At 53.4% G+C, this 18454-nt stretch carries 22 protein-coding genes and 2 pseudogenes; 15 read left to right on the top strand and 9 right to left on the bottom strand.

The genetic code is table 11. From position 1 onward, the window contains the following. Positions 1–12 precede the first annotated feature (12 nt). Positions 13–510, top strand: a complete 498-nt coding sequence (locus H097_RS12855) for an Lrp/AsnC family transcriptional regulator (RefSeq protein WP_029296543.1) — start codon at positions 13–15, stop codon at positions 508–510. A gap of 71 nt (positions 511–581) precedes the next feature. Here the strand turns inward: H097_RS12855 and H097_RS12860 are convergent, their stop codons facing one another. The 4 genes and pseudogenes from H097_RS12860 to H097_RS12875 all read right to left on the bottom strand — a co-directional run bounded on the left by H097_RS12860 (position 582) and on the right by H097_RS12875 (position 3696). After that, positions 582–1415, bottom strand: coding sequence for a TIGR03915 family putative DNA repair protein (locus H097_RS12860; RefSeq protein ID WP_032860185.1), 834 nt, complete (start codon positions 1413–1415; stop codon positions 582–584). After that, entirely contained in the window at positions 1412–2632 is a 1221-nt protein-coding gene (locus H097_RS12865; RefSeq protein ID WP_032860186.1) for a putative DNA modification/repair radical SAM protein, read from the bottom strand. The genes H097_RS12860 and H097_RS12865 overlap by 4 nt, the downstream gene beginning before the upstream one ends. A gap of 112 nt (positions 2633–2744) precedes the next feature. Continuing rightward, positions 2745–2912 (bottom strand): annotated as a pseudogene (locus H097_RS12870) (FKBP-type peptidyl-prolyl cis-trans isomerase); the annotation flags it as partial. A 19-nt stretch (positions 2913–2931) separates the two neighbouring features. Then, positions 2932–3696, bottom strand: a complete 765-nt coding sequence (locus H097_RS12875) for a hypothetical protein (protein ID WP_032860187.1) — start codon at positions 3694–3696, stop codon at positions 2932–2934. A gap of 593 nt (positions 3697–4289) precedes the next feature. Between H097_RS12875 and H097_RS28185 the strand changes: the two genes are divergently transcribed. The 7 genes from H097_RS28185 to H097_RS12910 all read left to right on the top strand — a co-directional run bounded on the left by H097_RS28185 (position 4290) and on the right by H097_RS12910 (position 9665). Then, positions 4290–4427: a hypothetical protein gene (locus tag H097_RS28185; RefSeq protein WP_156356793.1), complete on the top strand. Its 138-nt coding sequence runs from the start codon at positions 4290–4292 to the stop codon at positions 4425–4427. Continuing rightward, on the top strand, positions 4427–4900 hold the full coding sequence (locus tag H097_RS12885; protein WP_032860189.1) for a hypothetical protein: 474 nt from the start codon (positions 4427–4429) through the stop codon (positions 4898–4900). Before H097_RS28185 ends, H097_RS12885 begins: the two co-directional genes overlap by 1 nt. Next, positions 4897–5079, top strand: a complete 183-nt coding sequence (locus tag H097_RS12890; protein WP_032860190.1) for a hypothetical protein — start codon at positions 4897–4899, stop codon at positions 5077–5079. The genes H097_RS12885 and H097_RS12890 overlap by 4 nt, the downstream gene beginning before the upstream one ends. Continuing rightward, positions 5076–5363 carry a hypothetical protein gene (locus H097_RS12895; protein ID WP_032860191.1) on the top strand — a complete coding sequence of 96 codons (288 nt, stop codon included), beginning with the start codon at positions 5076–5078 and terminating at the stop codon, positions 5361–5363. Before H097_RS12890 ends, H097_RS12895 begins: the two co-directional genes overlap by 4 nt. 378 nt (positions 5364–5741) lie before the next feature. Then, positions 5742–7997, top strand: a complete 2256-nt coding sequence (locus H097_RS12905) for a hypothetical protein (RefSeq protein WP_032860194.1) — start codon at positions 5742–5744, stop codon at positions 7995–7997. A 51-nt stretch (positions 7998–8048) separates the two neighbouring features. Then, positions 8049–8312: a hypothetical protein gene (locus H097_RS28190; protein ID WP_156356794.1), complete on the top strand. Its 264-nt coding sequence runs from the start codon at positions 8049–8051 to the stop codon at positions 8310–8312. A gap of 147 nt (positions 8313–8459) precedes the next feature. Then, positions 8460–9665, top strand: coding sequence for a hypothetical protein (locus H097_RS12910; protein WP_156356795.1), 1206 nt, complete (start codon positions 8460–8462; stop codon positions 9663–9665). A gap of 97 nt (positions 9666–9762) precedes the next feature. On the opposite strand, the gene H097_RS12915 is transcribed toward H097_RS12910, so the two are convergent. Next, a complete protein-coding gene (locus H097_RS12915) occupies positions 9763–10104 on the bottom strand; it encodes a hypothetical protein (RefSeq protein WP_032860196.1) in 342 nt (113 codons plus the stop codon). Between the two features lie 306 nt (positions 10105–10410). Here H097_RS12915 and H097_RS12920 point away from each other — a divergent pair, with 306 nt between their 5' ends. From H097_RS12920 to H097_RS12930, 4 genes are all read left to right on the top strand, one after another. Beyond that, entirely contained in the window at positions 10411–10629 is a 219-nt protein-coding gene (locus H097_RS12920; protein ID WP_032860197.1) for a hypothetical protein, read from the top strand. A 136-nt stretch (positions 10630–10765) separates the two neighbouring features. After that, positions 10766–11305, top strand: a complete 540-nt coding sequence (locus H097_RS12925; protein ID WP_032860198.1) for a recombinase family protein — start codon at positions 10766–10768, stop codon at positions 11303–11305. A gap of 200 nt (positions 11306–11505) precedes the next feature. Further along, positions 11506–11772 carry a hypothetical protein gene (locus H097_RS27715; protein WP_229752358.1) on the top strand — a complete coding sequence of 89 codons (267 nt, stop codon included), beginning with the start codon at positions 11506–11508 and terminating at the stop codon, positions 11770–11772. A 54-nt stretch (positions 11773–11826) separates the two neighbouring features. Beyond that, positions 11827–12555, top strand: a complete 729-nt coding sequence (locus tag H097_RS12930) for a hypothetical protein (protein ID WP_032860199.1) — start codon at positions 11827–11829, stop codon at positions 12553–12555. A gap of 28 nt (positions 12556–12583) precedes the next feature. On the opposite strand, the gene H097_RS28725 is transcribed toward H097_RS12930, so the two are convergent. Beyond that, complete coding sequence (locus tag H097_RS28725) at positions 12584–13123, bottom strand: helix-turn-helix transcriptional regulator (RefSeq protein WP_241495428.1); 540 nt, start codon at positions 13121–13123, stop codon at positions 12584–12586. On the opposite strand from H097_RS28725, the gene H097_RS12940 reads away from it, so the two are divergent. Continuing rightward, on the top strand, positions 13107–13343 hold the full coding sequence (locus H097_RS12940; RefSeq protein ID WP_156356796.1) for a hypothetical protein: 237 nt from the start codon (positions 13107–13109) through the stop codon (positions 13341–13343). The two genes, H097_RS28725 and H097_RS12940, sit on opposite strands and share 17 nt — an antisense overlap. 323 nt (positions 13344–13666) lie before the next feature. Here H097_RS12940 and H097_RS12945 read toward each other — a convergent pair whose 3' ends face one another. After that, the gene (locus H097_RS12945; RefSeq protein ID WP_082445578.1) at positions 13667–15283 is read right to left on the bottom strand and encodes a recombinase family protein; all 1617 of its coding nucleotides are present in this window, start codon (positions 15281–15283) and stop codon (positions 13667–13669) included. A 64-nt stretch (positions 15284–15347) separates the two neighbouring features. Then, positions 15348–15539 (bottom strand): annotated as a pseudogene (locus H097_RS12950) (FKBP-type peptidyl-prolyl cis-trans isomerase); the annotation flags it as partial. 181 nt (positions 15540–15720) lie between these two features. Between H097_RS12950 and H097_RS12955 the strand changes: the two are divergent. Both H097_RS12955 and H097_RS12960 read left to right on the top strand, forming a co-directional pair. Then, complete coding sequence (locus H097_RS12955; RefSeq protein WP_032860202.1) at positions 15721–16608, top strand: nitrilase family protein; 888 nt, start codon at positions 15721–15723, stop codon at positions 16606–16608. 14 nt (positions 16609–16622) lie between these two features. After that, a complete protein-coding gene (locus H097_RS12960; protein ID WP_139115706.1) occupies positions 16623–17792 on the top strand; it encodes a hypothetical protein in 1170 nt (389 codons plus the stop codon). 38 nt (positions 17793–17830) lie between these two features. Here H097_RS12960 and H097_RS12965 read toward each other — a convergent pair whose 3' ends face one another. Then, a complete protein-coding gene (locus tag H097_RS12965) occupies positions 17831–18451 on the bottom strand; it encodes a hypothetical protein (protein WP_241495429.1) in 621 nt (206 codons plus the stop codon). Positions 18452–18454: the final 3 nt, after the last annotated feature.

Genomic DNA, 18454 nt, shown 5'->3' on the forward strand with positions numbered 1-18454 from the left:
ACAGAATCGACCATGGATACCAAGGCCAACGGACCCCACTCCTCCCCTGCGCTGGATCGCATTGATGAAGCCATCATCGATGTCCTGCGCCATCAGGGGCGTATCACCTACGAAAAGCTCTCTTCGCTGGTGCATCTGACGCCCAGGCCCTGCCTGGAACGGGTGCGCAAGCTGGAACGACGCGGGGTGATTCGTGGCTATGGCGCGATCATCGATGTGCAGATGGTCTCGCCGGGGTTGTCGCTGCTGGTGCTGGTGGCCCTGTCCAACCAGAGCGGGCGCTCGGCGCAAAAGGCCTTCGAAGCCTGCGTCAAGGCGTGCCCGCAGGTGTTCGAATGCCAGTTGATCAGCGGGCCGTTCGACTACAGCCTGCGCATGCGTTGCCGGGACATGGAGCACTACCGCGTGTTGACGGAAACCTGGTTGAACAATGACGAGCTGCACATTGATAAATTGGTGGCACATCCGGAGTTGGCGGTGGTGAAAAACACCGCGACTGAGTTGGCCTAATCACCACCCCCTGACACAACAGAGATCAACTGTGGGAGCAAGCCAGCTCCCACACAAGCCCGCTCCCACATTTAACTGTGCCCGCTTGATATTTTCTTACCTCGCCGAGCCGCCACGAGGCTCGCCTGTCCATCCCGCTGCTTCCCCGTCCGCGCCTCGCTGATCAACCCCGGTATCAACTTGCCCTCCGGCAGATTCTTCCAGAACCGGCTCGGCAAGTGCCCTTCCATGACCTTGGGATTCAACCGCGCCGGGTTGAAGATATGGCTGTAGTAGGTCAGCCACATGGCACTGTGTGGATCCTCGACATTCCGTGCCAATTGCTGCCATTGCTCCGGGCACTGGCGTTGATGAATCAACTGCTCACCGTCGTAATACACCCCATCCAGTGGCGTGGCGATCATCCAGCGATGACGGCCCATGCGCCCGACAAAGTGCTGGCTGGCGCTGTGCAGGATATCGTGGGCCGGCTCATGCCACGCCACGTACTCCGGCATCTGCGGGCCCACTGCCGCCGGCAGGGCGATAAAGCGCACAAACGCATGCAGGTGGTGGGCTTCGCGTCGTACCTGCTTGATCCGTCGTTGCAGTTCGCTGCCCAGTTGATCCCCCGCCATCATCGCCGTGCGGTCGCCATGGCTGACACGCCACAGCACTTCGTACAGCAGGCTCCAGCGTTGTTCGCCGTGGTAACAGGCGGCACTTTCCAGCAGCTCCAGCAGGGCCTTGGGAATACGCGCCTGGAACGGGCCATTGTGGGTCGGATAGTGCTCATCGGTGGCGAACAGGTCGGCCACTTCCACTTCGCCCCAACTCACATGGCTGGGGTCGATCTGATGGCTGAGCAACCAGCGCGCCTGCTCGCGCCAGGTGCTGAACAGGTTGTCGCACTCCAGGCTGATCATCCCCATAACCCCATCTGTTGCGGTTGCGGACGATCACGCAGTTGCTCGCGCAACAGCACGCTGGTGCTTTCGGCCTGCTGGGGATGGTAGTCACTGGTGATGAAAAACGGCTTGGCCTTGGTCAGCACGCAGCGCATGCGCGCCAGGTCCTCAAAGCGGATCTTGCGTTGCCGGCGCAGTTCCACCAGACGCTCGGTGGTGCGCAGGCCAATCCCCGGGATACGCGCGATCAAGGTCGCCTCGGCACGGTTCAGGTCCAGCGGGAACACCTCGCGATGCTCCAGGGCCCAGGCCAGCTTGGGGTCGATATCCAGCGCCAGATCCCCCGGCCCCGCGAACAGTTCATTGGCGCGAAAACCATAACTGCGCAGCAGGAAATCCGCTTGATACAAGCGGTGCTCACGCATCAACGGCGGCGCCGCCAGAGGCACGCTTTTCGGGCTATTGGGAATCGGGCTGAACGCCGAGTAATAGACCCGGCGCAACTTGAAGTTGCCATACAACGCCTCGGCGCCGTGGAGGATGGTGCTGTCGTCCGTGTCATCGGCACCGACAATCATCTGCGTGCTTTGCCCCGCTGGCGCAAAACGCGGTGCACGGGGTTCGTTGAGCACGGTTTGCTCGCCGGTGAAAATCGTCTGCATCGCCTGCTTGATCGAGCCGATCTGCTTTTCCGGCGCCAGGATCTGCAGGCTTTTATCGGTGGGCAGTTCAATGTTCACGCTCAAGCGATCGGCGTAACGCCCGGCCTCGGCAATCAATGCAGGATCCGCTTCGGGAATGGTCTTGAGGTGGATATAACCGCGAAAGTCATGCACCTCGCGCAGCAACTTGGCGACCCGTACCAGTTGCTCCATGGTGTAGTCCGCCGAACGGATGATCCCCGAACTGAGAAACAACCCGCTGACACAATTACGCCGATAGAAGTCCAGGGTCAGCGTCACCACCTCCTCCGGGCTGAACCGCGCACGGGGCACGTCGCTGGAGCGGCGGTTGACGCAGTATTGGCAGTCGTAGAGGCAGAAATTGGTCAGCAATACCTTGAGCAACGACACACAGCGCCCGTCCGGGGTGTAGCTGTGACAGATGCCCATGCCGTCGGTCGAGCCCAGCCCCGCCTTGCCCTCGGAACTGCGCTTGGGCGCACCGCTGCTGGCGCATGACGCGTCGTACTTGGCGGCATCGGCGAGGATGCTGAGTTTTTCGATCAACTGCATGGCGGGCTACCGAATACTGTATTTTTATACAGTATCAGCAGCAGCACCCGCCATTCAAGGGGAGACAGGCGAACGGTAGGACAAATCACTGTAGGAGTCGGGTCTTGGACCTTCAATCATCGCGCGTCAGCACTTCCAGCAACTCGATCTCAAAATGCAGATTGCTATGGGGCTTTATATGCGCACCCATCGCCCGCTCGCCATAGGCCAGATGCGCCGGTACAAACAGCTTGCGCACACCACCGACCTGCATGCCCATCAAGCCCTGGTCGCAACCTTTTCATATATGACACAAGGAATCAGCCCTTCGCGTGCGACTCCAACTCAAGGAAGTACTGACGGCCCAGCGGAGTGAGGTCAGCATATTGACCACCGTAAGAACCACGGACGGCGCAAACAAGTCCCACTCCGGTAAGGTGATCTAGGGCATTGTGCGTTGCGATTCTTGATAGACCAGAGTTTTTACGCACTTCGTCGAACCCAAACTGACAACCCTGTTGGATAGCGTTTCCCACAACAAGGAACACAAGGTTCTGGTCATCCGTTAGGGGCGCCCCCTTCTCAGATGCAAAGTCCACAGGCTCAACCTTCTCATACCGGGCATAAACCAGTGCTACAACGGGCCACATAAGCAGCACCATCAGTACGAGCACGAGCGTCACCACCCAGAACGGGAGAGAAACGTCTCTCACAAACCAACTGCCAACGCTCTGCATCCAGCTCCACAGCCCTAAAATTGCGGGACTGAAAAACGACAAGTTCAATTGAGACTCGACCCATTTCGTTATCGGTACTGCCGCTACCGTACCGAGCACCCACCACAAAACTCTCTTCACCGTCTTCGCCCTGTCACCAACTGATATGCCGGATGTTACCAGAGCCCCCAGAGCGACGGCAGACTGCGTACAGCCAAGGCGCCACAGCGGCACAGAAGCTAACAGCGATATCCAAACTCCCAATGCTTCCCGAAGTTCCGGAATCTGTGCAGGAGACATCTGAGTAAAGTTGTTTTTGCGGGAAGCCCTATAACCCAACGACAACACGCCCACGCAGAGAATCTGCATACACCAACCCAGTCAAACATGCAACTCTTACCTTGACAAACAGCCTCTTTTCGCTTATAATACTCACATACAGGAACATTTTATTTTTCAGCTGCTCGTTGTTCGGGCTGCTTCTGATTTTACCTCTCCTCCATTATTACGCTCTTGTCGCGTTTGTGGTGCGAGTCATGCTTATGATGGCTCATCTACTCCTCCTGAGATTTATTCAGACTGCCAATCGCGGACCGTTTCCCCGCGACCTCGCATTCTATCCAGTAATGTTGGCATTCCCACTGGTACATCAGCTCTAACGAACTCCTCTTCGTTTTTTTCAATTGGCCGCCGCTGTCGGTGATGGAAACAGCAAATCATTCAATTAGCGTTGACATTGGAAGTGGCCCTTGAGGCCATTTTCTTTATTCCGTCGCCGTTATTCTCACATTCAAATACTCAACAAGGAGGCCGAATGGCTCTAATCCTCGTACGCCCCTGCGTCATCTGCGGGGCGCCTATGAAAACGCAACGCGCTTCAAAGCAGACATGCTCGCACCGTTGTTACATGCAGCTCTACCGATCCAAGCAGGACAAACATACCAGCGATACAGGAGAAGAAAATGGAGCTCAATGAAGAAACAGGCCAGTTTGAATGGCCAGAGCAATCTACAACAGATGCCTTCGAAGAGAGCAAAGCAATCGTTGAGCAATACCTATCCCTGCTACTACAACAATCCAACCATAAGGAAAACGACTAATGTCCGTACTGAAAACCTTTGACAAGGCCGCTCTGCAAATCCTGAAAGACAATGCCACCAAGTTTTATGATGGCGGCTTTGCGGATGAATTCGCAGTTCCTTCTACACGCTCCACAGTGAGTCAGATTGGTGTGATGGTGCAAGGCCTTCCCGCAGCGTTTAAACGCCGTGACGAACTTCTAGTTGCTGGGTACTCCCACAGCGACGTTCCACCTTTACAGATTGGGGCCTATTTCACCTTTTATGTTAAGAAGCCACAAGCCGAGCAGAAAGCTGACTTAAAAGCAATCCATGCTCAAGTTGAGCTTGACTACCGTGCTGGTCTTGAACGTGAGAATGAAGCAGTTGTCTCCCGCCAAGTGAGGCTAGAACAGGAAAATATTCAACATCAAGTTGAAAGGGAATTGGCAGCAGAGCGAGAAGCCCAGCGCCTAGCCATCGAAACACGAATTCGTGCGGAGTTATCAAGATGAGAGCAAATACCCAAGCTTCACATAGTCAAACAAGCCTCGACTTGCAGCTGAAACTGGACAACATGACCGCTGCTTTTCAGTTGCTGGCCGAACAGTACAATGAAGCCGTCCGACTTCTTGATATTTCAACTACCGCACTTGAAGGGCTGACGATAGCCATAGTGGAAGGCACTCAATGAAACTGACAAAAGCACAAAATCAATTCTTCTCTTGTTTTGTTGAGGATGCTACTCGCTCGACATTGCAAGGCGTCCGAACACCAGAAGAAGTTGATAAATTTATCACTGATACCGATCTATCGCCATTGGTGCAGGAGTACGCAGAGTCGTTATTGAAGCAAGTTGACTTTTCCACCTTGAAGCGAGTTGATCGTTTCTTGCGAAGCGACGAGTACTTAACAGTTATGGCTGCCATCGAAAAAACATTAACCCAAGTGGCACGGAGCGCAGATGAGACTACCTGAATACATTCAAAATATCAGTGACGGCGGGCCAGCCTTTTTGGTTCACTGCCTGATGGGTAGTATCAACATCCGTCTATTAGCTAGTGCGATGCGTGGGTACGTCAACCACAACGCAGGGTGCGCCTATCAGTATCGCTACTTCTGGTTCGCAACCGAGGTTGGTTTGGTTGTCGCAGTCTCCGGCGATAGGAAGGCCGTCGAAGCGTTAGACGAGTTCTTCTCAACGCCCCAGCCTACATACGGCGAGTCAGAGCTCCAGTACAAGGGCAACGGTCCGAGAGCGTTCCTACGCGTCTTGAATTCGTTCCGTAGAGCCTACATCGGGTTAAATCGCCAACGCTCCTACGGTGGTTCCGTGCTACCCAAGGGGGAACCAGCATGATGGCTCAGGAAATTACAAGGCTCTCGGGCAAGCTGGTGTTTAACGTCGATATGCGTCAGATGCTGGCCTTTGAGCGGAAGCTTGTAGGCCTACAACGCCGCCTACAAGAGTTCGGGAAGGCGGCAAACAAGAAACTGAAACTGGACGTGTCCGCAAATGCAGGAAATCTACAGAAGCAACTGAAACAGAATACTGCTCTATCGAAAGCGCAGTTCGCGGCTCAGATGCAATCCAGCAAATTTACTCTTGCGACTGAGAAAGCTCGTACTGCCCTTTCGATAGAACAGACGAAGCAAGCCCTCAAGCAATCTCAAGTCGCCAAGGCGGCTCAACAACACAGCATGCGAGCCGAGGTACACGCTCAACGTATGCAGCGTGAGAGAGCAACTACAGCCGCCGCTGAGGCTCGTTCACGTACAGCTCTAGGTCGTGCAGAGGCATATGCTCAACAACTGCATGAGAAGCGTCATAAGGCCGCACAGAGACAAGCTCAACGTGCTTCGTATCAACGCTCAACAGGCAGTGTTCACCGTGGTGGTCATGGCCTAGGCGGAATGGCCGGACGTATGTCCATGATGCCCTCTATAGGGCCTGTATTCGGTTTAGGGAGTGCCGCCGCTGGCGCCACAGTCGCTATCGGTGCAATGGCTGCCGCAGCTATAGCCGCCTCTCTGGCCTTTGCTGCTAGTGCCGAGAAAACATCTAACGCACGAGACACCCGAATGGCTTCCTTCACCGCAGCCGCAGGCAGCAAAGAAGGTGGGGCCAGAATGGAAAAGAGCTACCAGAGCCTTGCCGATTTCCTAGGTTTGAATGCCAAGGAAGGTGGTCGAGATTACGCCAAGTTGACTGGAGCATTTGCAAAACGCATGGGCGTGGACAAGGCCGAAGACACATCTCGTGGAATCATGTCGTTCGGTAAGTCTCAAGGCATGTCGCAAGAGGACATGTCCAACATGAACCGAGGGATCATTCAGGCTCTGGGCAAAAATCAGCTCTACAGCGAAGAGTGGACAGGTCAAATCTCCGAGCATATGGGGGCCAGCGCCAACCAGTACGGTGCTGAGGCGTGGCAACGAACAATCAAGGGAAATCTGAAAGGTGACGCTGCCGAGAAAGCGTTCTCCGACGCCCGTGAAAAGAAGCTCATCAAGGGGAGCAAGGTTGTTACAGCGTTCTTTGAAAACCTTGGCGCGATCATGAAGCAGCATGCCAATGATGGTGGAGCCCTGGACGTGGCTCGTAACACGCAAGAATCCCGCACCAACCGATTCAGCAACCAACTTGATAATCAGATGGTGCAAGCCTACGAGTCGAATAACGGTAAGTTGAAAGCAGCCACTGGCGACTATGCTGCTGCGAAGCTGGAACTCTTGAAGTCTCTCGGCCCGCAGTTCGACCAATTCGGCAGCTTTACCGCAGATACGCTGGATAGTCTGACCAGAATTCTAAAGCTCACTAAGGAGCTGGTAGACACGCTGAATAGTCCTGATCCGAAAGCCATGGAGCGGTATTTCAGTCCTGAGTCCATCGAGAAATTCAAACAAGCATGGGACACCTTCGGTGACTCTATGACCAATCACTTCGGCACATTGAAGAGACTCTGGCAGAGTATTTTCGGCGAAGACAGTTCACGCGATATTTTGTCGTTCCTGTTGAGCCGTATCAGCGACGTCCTCAATTTGGCAAGCGCAGCTTTTAGTGTTCTAGATGCTGCCATCGAAAAGATTCGTGCTGTCCTAATTGCGGCAGGTATGTTGAAGCCTGATGCAGAGCAAAAGAAAATTTCCGAGGTTAAAGCCGAAACAGCCGCTCCGCAAAATGGCAATCAGTATATGACTAGGAAGCCTCTGCCCGGTCATGAGTGGGATACGCCAGATCCTTTGGGTGGTGCAAGCCTTAGTGCAACAGTCGTGCAAAATGCAGCAGACAGCTTGCAGCAGCGTATCTCGGCAATACACATGCCTCAAGTGAATATGCCTAATTACTACAATACTCCATCAGTGGAGCAGGGCAAAACGCTTTCGCATCCTGAGTTTGACTATGACCAATTAGCGTCACTGATTAGTGGTGCCAACACCAATTTAGGTGGCTTGGCTCCGGTCGAAGTGAAGTTGGAAATGAACTTTCATGGTGTTACTCAAGCATCCGAAATCATTCGAACTGCGGAATATGAAATTACGGATATTGCTCGCAGAACATTCGGCGAGCAAATCAGCCGAGCAAACGCAGGATTGAAAGAAATTAAATGATGGATGGCCTTCGGGCCATTTGTTCCCACAAACATAAATAGGATTATGCCAATGCACATCGGCAAGACGCCGCTTGCCCTCTGTTTGACATGGGTGCTGATTTTGATACTTCACTTTGGCCAAGAAGCTGAGATTGAATCGGTCAGCGCTCATTCAATTGACTTAAATCGACAAACATACAACCAACTCCAGCTAGAGCGCTCACAAGAAAGAGTATTAAACGAAGAGCAGACACAAAGAATAGTTTCCATTGAAATTATCCGAGCAACATCCAGTAATCCGAACACACAAATCCATACAGGAGAGCCCAAATGAAATCTTTCACTTGCCGGTATTGCGGACACGTTTTCTTCTCTACGAAGTTTAAACCTTTTTGCAATCCAGCGTGCCGTCATGCGGCAACAGATATAGACCCGCTCAGTAAAAAATCCAATAGACCAGTTAACCCAGAGGGAACTACAAATGAAACCAGCTACAACCAAAGCAGCCGCTAAACGCCAACCAACCTGCCCTGAGTGCAAAAAGCGTTTCCGCACCATGAGTAGAACAAAGAAGTTTTGCAGTGCTCTGTGCAGTCAAAGCTTTCGCAACGAAGCACGCCGAGTGAAATACCTGTTCAACGCCACAAACTCTCCTTTCTTCCAAGAGCTAGCTCGTCAAGCTGTCCGTGCCAGAACACTGCTAATCTACAAAGACTTCTCGCAGGATCAACTGGAGGCACTTTATGACGTGTATGCCGCCTGCCAGAAAATGAATGGTTATGGCCTAAGAAAAGAATACGGTGAAGCTCAGTTTGAAATTAGCCACATCGCACCAGTCCGTGGGAAAGCCTCTATCGGTCTATTCCGTGCTGACAATCTTGTAATTGTTCCAATGGCATTAAACCGTGCTCACGGCACTAAACACTTCGCTGGTGGTGCGTCACTACCTATTACTGATCTATCTTCGCGCTTCGCCCTGGAGAAGGAAGCTAACCACGCTGACGTGATTCAACGCATCATCGAGCTGATTGGCGAGAAGGCTGTCATGGCTGTCGTCAAGTCGAAGAAAATTCAACCGTCTAAGCGACAGGCTCTGTACTCGTGGCTAGTCGATAACCTCGACGATGCCAACCCCGATCATGCCAAGCACCTGACTACAATTGAGACGGCATCAGCTCGCGTCCTTGCAGGGATAATGCAAGAGGTGCAAGGCAAAGAAGTTGTGAGCGACTTCCGCGTATTCTTGTCCTTCCACGACGACACCAGTGTTCTGATGAGCGAGTGGGAACGAGTAGGGAACGCGTATCGTCCTGAAATCTTACCCGCCCTTGAACGCCTGCAATTTCTCGACGCCAACACCAACACTCGGTTCCGTTTGAGATTTGATTCTATCGACACGCAGTTGGTTTTCGACATGCTCCACGGCAAACCAGCCTGCACAGTGGATTCTATGATAGACGCTCTGTACGCCAGAGCCCTTGCATCGCCAGTGATGTACCAACCAACCGACGCACTACAGCAAACCATGCAACCAGTTATGCAGGCTCCAGCAGCTCGCAGGTCGGTCACACTGTCCTTTCTTGAAGAACTGGATAGCCAGATGGAGTCTGTAGCCCCTATCGCCCTTGTAGTCGCTAACTCGGTGCCAGTTGAAGAGCCTCACTTCATAATTCGATCATCTCTCTAGGGATGTAATCCGCGTAGTGGAATCAGCCTGTAAGCCACGTAATATAAGGCTTTTAGTGGTATTTCAGTGTGCACATGCGTGCAGTTCCATTGGACGTTTACATCTGCTTGGGGCGGAAGCCTCGGTAGACCCAGCCAAATGAATAGCCAAGTACATACAGACCGGCACACACGCCAGCCCATGCAGCAAGCAGTTTGGCAACGTACCCTAGCTGCCTGTCGATCAGATTTTCTTTGAACTCGTCATATGCTGCCTCAGCTCGCTTGTCGGCTTCGGCAGTGTACTTGCTGGGGAGTCTCAACTCGGGAAGCAGTAAGGATGCTTGGAAACGCTCCTCAGCTTCAGACTCTTCTGTAGGGATGTTCTGCCAGCCAATACCAACAAGCCCTAGCCCGACGATCACTGAAGCAACTGCCCACAATCGTTGCCATCCATTCATTTCCGATTTCCTTGTATGCCGAGTCCACAGCGTGGATCAGTCTGAGGCTCGGGAGCGTTGTAAATCAACCGCCCAAACCTGTCAAAAACCTCGAATAACGCCCTTAAAACCTATGCAGTCTGATTCATCTTTGAAATGACCACCCGTGCAGAACATCTGTAGCCCTGATTCTACGGTGCCTCCATTGTAGGGTTATGTAGCAAAGGCCGCTCCCCGTAGTCGAATTTCAGTTTCTGGCAAAAATCTGCAAGATTTCCTTCCTGATCCACACTCTATGGTCAAAACATCTCATCAAGGACGACTGCCATGTCAGACAACACAGAAGCTCACATAGCGACAGCGGACCTAATGACCTTGCTACTGCATAACCAGCACGCCTTGGCTGCTGCAATCGAAGAGTTGTCCCTGTGGGCTAAATCCAGCGGAGCAAGCGAAGCATATGAAAATGCCATCACTACACTGACAACCCTTGACCAAAATGCAGCTGCCATAACTGCCGGGATTTTCAAACTCCGCCAATCCTGATCCGTTGTGTTCATTTGTGTACACCCTTGAGACCACTCATCTGTGACTACAAAATCTGTATTCAATAGACTTGATTTAGATTGTGAACACATTCAGAATAAAAGCATCTAGACCCAAATGAATACGGAGTGCGGAAATGTCAGAGATTGGTTATGTGCGGGTGTCGTCCGTTGATCAAAACACCGCTCGCCAGTTGGACGGTGTTGCCCTAGAGGAAGTGTTCACTGATCAAGTCAGTGGCGCGACCACGGAACGTCCCGAGCTACAGGCCATGCTCAGGCACGTGCGGAAAGGCGACACAGTTCATGTTCATTCGATTGATCGTCTTGCTCGATCCCTTGAGGACTTACTGTCATTGGTCAAAAGCTTGATTGGACGAGGTGTAGCCATACGCTTTCACAAAGAACAACTTCACTTCACTGGCGATGCGAATCCAATGCAAGAACTGATGCTCTCTTTGCTGGGTAGCGTTGCACAGTTCGAACGAAGCATGATCAAAGAGCGCCAGCGTGAAGGCATAGCAAAGGCTAAAGAGCGCGGTGTCTACACAGGCCGTGCGAAGACGGTGGACGATGAGGCTATCAAAGCCTCCATTGCGTCCGGTGTATCCTACCGTGGCACAGCTAAGGCTCTTGGAGTGAGCCTGAGCACCGTTCAACGCGCAGTGAAGGGCTAAAACGCCGCATCGCTGCTCGGGTGCTACGGCGCCTGAGTGGCAAACGTTATTTTCAGATCTTGGCAGTTTTCATCTGGCTCCCTCGTGCTTGGCTTAGCACCAAGGATAGGTCGCCAGTTTATTTTTCCCAGCTAAAAACCAAACAACTATCAACATGCACCCAAAAATTTCGGCGAGGCTTGGCGATTTTCTGAAACGTCTTGGCTGATCAATTGGTCGAGAAAAATGATGCTACAGTAGTGGCTCATTCATCTCGGAGTGAAGAAAAAATGCCTATCCGTAGAACTGGAAGTTTCGACGTGACTGCTGGCTTAGTCCACCTAACACGAGAAAAACTCGCTGGTTTCCTGAGCGAAGAAGAGCTTGCTCAAACGGAAGTGAAACTCGATGGCGGGAGACTCACATTTAACGCTCCTGATCCTGTGTTGAAGAAAATCACACAGAATCTTGGACAGCCAGCAGGCTGAGACGCTTCACAAAAATTGACCATGCCTGTGGGCTGGCAGCCTGGAGGGAAAAACGTGGGTGAGACGGATACGCCAGATTTCAATAAAGCGCGAGGCTACTTGATCGGCTTTTCAACTGTAGTGCTGCTGTTATGGTATTTCGGTGCGGATCTATCAGCCTTTAAGCTGCTGGGGAACGAGGTCAAGCTCAAGGAAAACGTTCAAAACGTTTGGATGGTCCTTGCCGGTATCAACGCCTATCTATGGGTGAGGCTGTACCAACGAACTCCCGAGGGCAGCTTCCGCTTTGACGTTTCAATGCACGACCTCTATGAAAAGACGCTCATCTCAGTGGTCAAGCATCAGCGCAGAAAAAAGATGCGAGCTCATGTCTTGGAGCTCTTCGAACAATCACCAGGCACTGTTGACGGCGACTTCAAACTCATCAGTTTCAATCCCAAAGGAAGGATGACTCACTACGACAAATCCCCACCAAAAAGCTCAGAGCTTGCAGACAGGCTAGCGATGCTTAGAAAGCTACACAAAACGGCAAGAAATGAAATCTGCTACTCTTTTTATATCCACTACAAAGTAGGTGATAGCGAACACCATTTGAGCGGTGGTCAGACTTACCCTACGACTCCTTCTCTGCTCACAGCGACGCTAGTCAAAGGGTATGTTTTTGCGAGAGGCGTGATCGTGTCGCCTTGGTTCTTTGATCATGTCACCCCTTTTGTTTTGGGTGGTTTGGGCGTCGGTGTTGCTCTGTTTAACTGGTGGCAGATCAACTATCCGCAAGCTTGAGCACAACTATCTTGTCTCGTCAGACACCTCAATTTTGACCTGCAACAGATTCGACATGATTTAGAAGTGATAATCGCTTTTCTTCTGACAGCCTATGAAAAAGCATCAGCAATCTGGCGGTGTCGTCCTCCAGTGCATAGAAGTAGGCCGTTGGTAAGTTCAGCACGTCCGCAATTTGCCTCACAATATTTATATTGGGTTCATGCTTGTCGTTCTCGTACTGATTCATTCGGGCGCTGGCGCTGGCAGGATCGATACCGGCCTCTATTCCTAGACGCTCCTGCGACATTTTCGAGATTTTCCTAGCCTCTCGCAGGCGCTTGCTAAAAATCGACATCTCAATCTGCCCCTCAGTGGAGGCTAAGAGATTCTTAGATTTGCCTTGACCAAACACTAAGACATTCTTAGTATTTCGCTCTTGAGTGGTGTCTGTCTGACCGCTTAACCAACGGACTAAGGATTTTACAATGAAGTGCGCTCGTCTCTTTTTACTGATCCCCCTTCTTGCGGCCCCTCTCACGGCGCCAGCCTCTGGCAAGGTAGTAACCTTGATGGCTGATTCCGTCATCTGCTACAAGCGCGGCGACTGGGAGCAAATGATTGCAGCCGGTACGGATCAGGATGCGCCTGCAATGATGCGTCTTGTTAACTCCGGTAAGTGCCGAACTATCCATAAGGCAACCAAAATCGGCTACCTCGACCCCGCTGGCGGCGGAGAATGGGCGCTGATTGTACTGGAGAGCGGAAAAACAGCGTTTACGTGGGATAGCTTCATCCAGGGGAAGTAATCCGCACAGGTAGAAGTGGCTGAAAGCCTTGCAAGACAAGGCTTTTAGGCCGTCTACAGTGCGCGAGAATGGCAGAATTCAAACGAGCCGTAGTGGCTTATAAGTTCCGATATATACAAAATTTTGTATTTGTGTCGCATTATAAAAGAGCGAAGCGGCCACCGTAGGCAACCCCAGAGTGCTCTGATTTTTTTTGCATGGTAAGACGTAAGCCACTTAGCCCAAGGCTTCCAGAGCCTTACAAGTATCCATTTCTTATCTAGGGCGACGACGTTAGGGGACGGTTCGCTCCTGTTGGATGCGACACCAGCGACTGAACGGCGTCACTGATATTGTTGGTGCAAATCAGCATAGTCAGCTTCATCCCACACCAAATCTGCCGGCTCATCAGACTGGAATGGTTCGTGATATGGATAGCCCGCTTCATCGCCCTTCGATACGAGAATCAACCTCTCTCCTGCAATCAACTTGTACCGATTCTTGCGACGATCTACACCATCGTAACGATACATAGCATTCGAATGCGAGGAAGTGATTTGTCCATTTGCATTCACAGTGATTGAATACCCAACAGTGCGAAGCATCGCAGCCAGTCGCTGACTATCATCTGCCTCAAGCGTCCAGAGCTTGCCCATTTCGTTCCAGCCTTGAGCAGGCGGTGCAACAACAGTTGAACGTAGTATCACCAAAGCGTTCTCTGCCCCCTCACGGGCTTTCTGAGCCTCTTTCAGCTTGGTTGCAAGCTCTGGCATAAAACCAACTGCGTCGACCGTCTGCAACAGGCTAGTCACCCGCCTGCTCAACTCCTGCAACTCAGCTTCACGGGTGACAATTTCTTTGTCATTCACGCCCATCTGTTGTTGCGCAATCGCTTCAAGAGCGGCTTTAACAGATGTGTCCGAGTAGATTTTGTCAAGTACAGGCTTGGGCACGCTGTGTGAATTATCGCACCCAAGCTTTTGCGCTCTTGTGATGCAACGCATCGTATGAGGTGCCCCGTCTTTATTCTGCATAACGTAGCTCTTCCCACATTCACCACAACGCACCAATCCCACAAGAAAATGTTTGGCAGTCTTCTTAGGGCGTTGCGTCTTCATCTTCTCTGCATGCAATTGTGCCTTGTAGAACAATGAAGGCTCGATGATGGAGGGATACACATCATCAATGATTTGATGCTCTGGTGTGTCGGGCTGTGTTTCCCACTTTCCGATGACAGATTTGTTCCTCAACCATCCTCCAACGCCTGGTCCAGAAGCTTTTGCCAGACGCTCAACGCCAGACTCACGCATTCTTTTTGCAACGGCGGCTTTGCCCACACCACTGACATAAAGTTCAAAAGCAGTTTTGATCCAAGGTGCAACATCATCACGGACAGAGCCATCGCTGTTAAGCCATACAGGCGTCATGCGTTTTGGTGTGACGCCGCTCTTCTTGGCTTGCTCTCTCCGTAGCTTGTAGGAGGCTGCCACGCGCTCTGATAGAGCCTGAGAATATCCATGAGCCGCCTGTATCTTCGCAACGAGCAGGAAGATTTGAGCACCGCCTACAGACTCCTTGGTGTAGGTGGTGTTGTCGTCTAGGGTGATGATTGAAACGCCAGCTTGAAGGATTGGTGCAATCACTTGCGTGAGCATATCTAACGCCTGTAATCGGCCGGTACGGTCGATTGCCTCGACCAGCACCACGTCACCGGCCTTGATGACTCCTGCTTCAACAGCTAAGAGAAGCTTCCCGAAGCCACCACCCTCCTTGACGTGCTCCCCGTGAAAGCCGCTCTTCGCGAGATCAGAGAATTTGAGGTCGGTGTTCGAGTAATCAGGATTAGCGGCCAGCCACTCAGCGATCATGGCTTCCTGTCGCTCTACGCTGCTCCCACCCCTCTGGCGCTCGCTAGAGAATCGAACATAAGAAATGGCCTGTTTGGTTGCTTGTCGTTTCATGAAGGGGCGCCCTGTGTCTGCTGCCAAGAATAATAACAGGGGCTAAGTGTCACATACGAAATAGCTGCTCCCAACCTTTAATCACTCGACCGGTACCGATCACACATTGGAACGGCTTGCCCCGCTCCCAGGAAGAGTCAAACACCGTGCCGTCTTCCAGGGTGCCGGTGTATTGGGTGGTGATCAGCGCCCCCTTGACCACGGTTTTTCCGTCGCCTTGGCGCAGGTCGGTGATTTGCAGTTCTTCGTTGCTCATGGGGGTCTCGTTGGGTTCATACAGGCTGGCTTTTTCCCAGAATCAAGCGCCTTTGGCAAGCGCCCTCTAAAGGATCCAGGCTACAGCTCAGCCAGAAGCATCTGACTTAACCTCACCCATTTTTTCCCCTCTTATGAAAAACCAACCACCCCGGTTGCATAACAATAAGAGGTCACCCGCAATGAGCGAACCAACAAGCCCTGTCCGCGTCGCTGTCGTGCAGTTCGCCCCCCAGGTCGGCCTGGATAACCGCGAAAGCAATCTACGCCGCAGCCTGGCGTTGGCCGCCGAGGCCGTCAACGGTGGGGCTAACCTGATCGTACTGCCCGAGTTGTCGAACTGCGGCTATTTCTTCAGCAGCCGCCAGGATGCATTCGAGCATGCCGAGGTCATTCCAAGCGGCGCCAGTGTGCAGGCCTGGATGGCGTTTGCCGCCACGCACCAGGTGTATCTGGTGGCGGGCCTGAATGAGATCGATGGCCGGCAACTGTTTAATACCGCGGTATTGCTGGGGCCGGATGGGTTAATCGGCAAATACCGCAAGGCTCATCTGTGGAACCTGGAAAAACTCTGGTTCACCCCCGGCAACCTGGGGTTTCCGGTGTTTGAAACACCTATCGGGCGGATTGGCCTGTTGATCTGCTGGGATATCTGGTTCCCGGAAGTACCACGCATCCTCAGCCAACAAGGCGCCGACATTATTTGCAGCCTCAACAACTGGGTGTGGACACCGCCGCCGCTGTTCGATGAGGCAGGCAAATGCATGGCGTCCTATCTGACCATGACTGCGGCACACGTCAACAACGTGTTCATCGCCGCTGCCAGTCGTATCGGTGAAGAGCGCGACGCGCGCTACCTGGGCTGCTCGTTGATTGCCGGGACCAATGGCTGGCCCATCGGCAAAGTGGCGTCAGCCGATCGCCAGGAAATTCTGTTCGCCGATATCGACCTGACCAGTGCCCGCAGTGCGCCGATCTGGAACAGCCTCAATGACCTGCAACGTGACCGGCGCAATGATCTTTACGATCAGATGCTCGGGTATTCCCAACACCCCGCCCTGCCACGCTAAAAGGACGGTGGATCATGGAAAACCTGTTCCTGAAACCCGGCACCGAACGATCATCGGTCGATAAGGCGGTCATCACACTAGGGCTCATCAGCGCCTTGCTGATCCTCTGGATTGCATTCACACACCCAGGCTCCTGGCCCGGCTACAACGATATGGTGGAGGGCTTTCCGGAGCCCATCGCCTGGCTACGCTGGGTAGTGGGGGATATCAGCGAGGTGGCCTTCTACAAACATGAACTGGCCTCCCTCGGTTTGTTGGCGGGTGCATACCTGGCCTGGTGGGCCAGCCGAACCGGCAAGCGCTGGCAGGGTTTTGCGATTTGCTACGGCAGTGGGTTATGGCCGTGGCTGGTAACCAGTTCCCTGCTGGGCCTGCTGCTGAGTAACCTGCTGTGGGGGTGGACGGTCACCGCCGCTACCTGGCAGCCGACCTTTGCGGCGTTTGTGTCATTGCCGGCGGCAATGGTGCTGATGTTTGGCGGCGGCTGGAAGGTCACGCTCAACGGCGCGTTGCTGGGTGCGCTACTGGTCACGCCAACGTGCTTGCTGATCGTCAATTTTGTCTGTGTCCCGCTGGGTTTGCCTGTCGTGATTGGCAACGTACTGGGCATGGCGGTGGGCAGCGTGATTGCCTTTGTAGTGTGCCGACGCGTACCGGTGCTGGTGCGTTCCGGCTATATCGCCCCGCCCAGGCCGGCCCCGGCCAAGCCACCGTCTTATGGCGTGGCCTGGAGCCTGCGCAGGGTGTTGGCTGATTTTTCCGAAGCGCCGTTTTTCGGTAATGAGTGGGCCAGCCTCGGCCTGCTGGCCGGGGTCATGCTGGCGTATGCCTTGAACCCCGTGAGCGCCGCCTATGGCTCGGGATTGGTGCTGCAACTGGTCGGCGCCCAGGCGCTGACTTCGGCACTGGGCGTGGTGATCTGGCGCAGCCAGTGGATCAAGCGCGGTTGGTATCCCACCTATGTGCCGTTGGTGTCGGTCGTGCCAGCGGCAGTGCTGACCCATGGCGGCAGTTGGATGGTGATCGGCTCAAGTGCATTGCTCGGGGCGCTGGTTGCGCCGCCATTGGCCTGCGCAATTGCAGGACGGATGCCGGCGCACTTTCATCCTTACATCGGCAATGTGATTTCGATGGCGCTGAGCACCTTGTTGATTGTGCCTTTGGTTGGAAGATTGGTCGCGTAAACACGCGGGTAAGGCCCATGAGTCTTACCCGCGCTCACTCACAGCCACCGCCAAAACCGGCTCCAGAACCCCCGCTCCAGGTCCGCCTTGCACCCCGCATATTGGCGTGCATACATATCGGAGCGGGCCTTGACCTTGCCGGCAACCGGCAACAGCCACGCCTTGCTGGCATAGGTGCGGTTACGGTAACCGCCCCAGCCTTCGTGGTAGTTCAGGTATTGGCCATAGGCGTCATATTTGTACACGCCGTTGATGGTGGCGGTCTTGTCCATGTACCAACCGACAAAGTCGATGGCATCGTCGAAGTCCTGGCGGCGGGCCCAGTTGCGGCCGGTGCTTTTCTGGTAGTCGCCCCACACTTCATCCTTGGCCTGGGCGTAGCCGGCGGCGGTGCTGACACGGCCCCAGGGAATGATCCACAACAGGTATTTGCGCGGGGTCTTGGCGTTCTGCCGGAAGCCCGACTCCTGATACATGATGGCAAACGGCACCTGGATCGGCACACCCCAGCGCTTCTGGGTGACTTTGGCCGCGTCGTACCAGTCATCCTTTTCGCGGAAGATGCCACAGATGTCATTGGGCGTGCGTGGCGGTGAAGTGCCGCACGCTGCCAGCAGGAGGGTGAGTAACAGCAGGGTTGTGGTTTTTAGCAGGGTCAAAAG

The organism is Pseudomonas sp. FH4, assembly GCF_000510915.2.
Lineage (GTDB): Bacteria > Pseudomonadota > Gammaproteobacteria > Pseudomonadales > Pseudomonadaceae > Aquipseudomonas > Aquipseudomonas brenneri.

Coding starts and splice junctions, on each gene's coding strand:
- H097_RS12855 (WP_029296543.1), top strand. CDS start 13: ATGGATACCAAGGCCAACGGACCCCACTCCTCCCCTGCGCTGGATCGC.
- H097_RS12860 (WP_032860185.1), bottom strand. CDS start 1,415: ATGATCAGCCTGGAGTGCGACAACCTGTTCAGCACCTGGCGCGAGCAG.
- H097_RS12865 (WP_032860186.1), bottom strand. CDS start 2,632: ATGCAGTTGATCGAAAAACTCAGCATCCTCGCCGATGCCGCCAAGTAC.
- H097_RS12875 (WP_032860187.1), bottom strand. CDS start 3,696: ATGCAGATTCTCTGCGTGGGCGTGTTGTCGTTGGGTTATAGGGCTTCC.
- H097_RS28185 (WP_156356793.1), top strand. CDS start 4,290: ATGGAGCTCAATGAAGAAACAGGCCAGTTTGAATGGCCAGAGCAATCT.
- H097_RS12885 (WP_032860189.1), top strand. CDS start 4,427: ATGTCCGTACTGAAAACCTTTGACAAGGCCGCTCTGCAAATCCTGAAA.
- H097_RS12890 (WP_032860190.1), top strand. CDS start 4,897: ATGAGAGCAAATACCCAAGCTTCACATAGTCAAACAAGCCTCGACTTG.
- H097_RS12895 (WP_032860191.1), top strand. CDS start 5,076: ATGAAACTGACAAAAGCACAAAATCAATTCTTCTCTTGTTTTGTTGAG.
- H097_RS12905 (WP_032860194.1), top strand. CDS start 5,742: ATGATGGCTCAGGAAATTACAAGGCTCTCGGGCAAGCTGGTGTTTAAC.
- H097_RS28190 (WP_156356794.1), top strand. CDS start 8,049: ATGCACATCGGCAAGACGCCGCTTGCCCTCTGTTTGACATGGGTGCTG.
- H097_RS12910 (WP_156356795.1), top strand. CDS start 8,460: ATGAAACCAGCTACAACCAAAGCAGCCGCTAAACGCCAACCAACCTGC.
- H097_RS12915 (WP_032860196.1), bottom strand. CDS start 10,104: ATGAATGGATGGCAACGATTGTGGGCAGTTGCTTCAGTGATCGTCGGG.
- H097_RS12920 (WP_032860197.1), top strand. CDS start 10,411: ATGTCAGACAACACAGAAGCTCACATAGCGACAGCGGACCTAATGACC.
- H097_RS12925 (WP_032860198.1), top strand. CDS start 10,766: ATGTCAGAGATTGGTTATGTGCGGGTGTCGTCCGTTGATCAAAACACC.
- H097_RS12940 (WP_156356796.1), top strand. CDS start 13,107: ATGGCTGATTCCGTCATCTGCTACAAGCGCGGCGACTGGGAGCAAATG.
- H097_RS28725 (WP_241495428.1), bottom strand. CDS start 13,123: ATGACGGAATCAGCCATCAAGGTTACTACCTTGCCAGAGGCTGGCGCC.
- H097_RS12945 (WP_082445578.1), bottom strand. CDS start 15,283: ATGAAACGACAAGCAACCAAACAGGCCATTTCTTATGTTCGATTCTCT.
- H097_RS12955 (WP_032860202.1), top strand. CDS start 15,721: ATGAGCGAACCAACAAGCCCTGTCCGCGTCGCTGTCGTGCAGTTCGCC.
- H097_RS12960 (WP_139115706.1), top strand. CDS start 16,623: ATGGAAAACCTGTTCCTGAAACCCGGCACCGAACGATCATCGGTCGAT.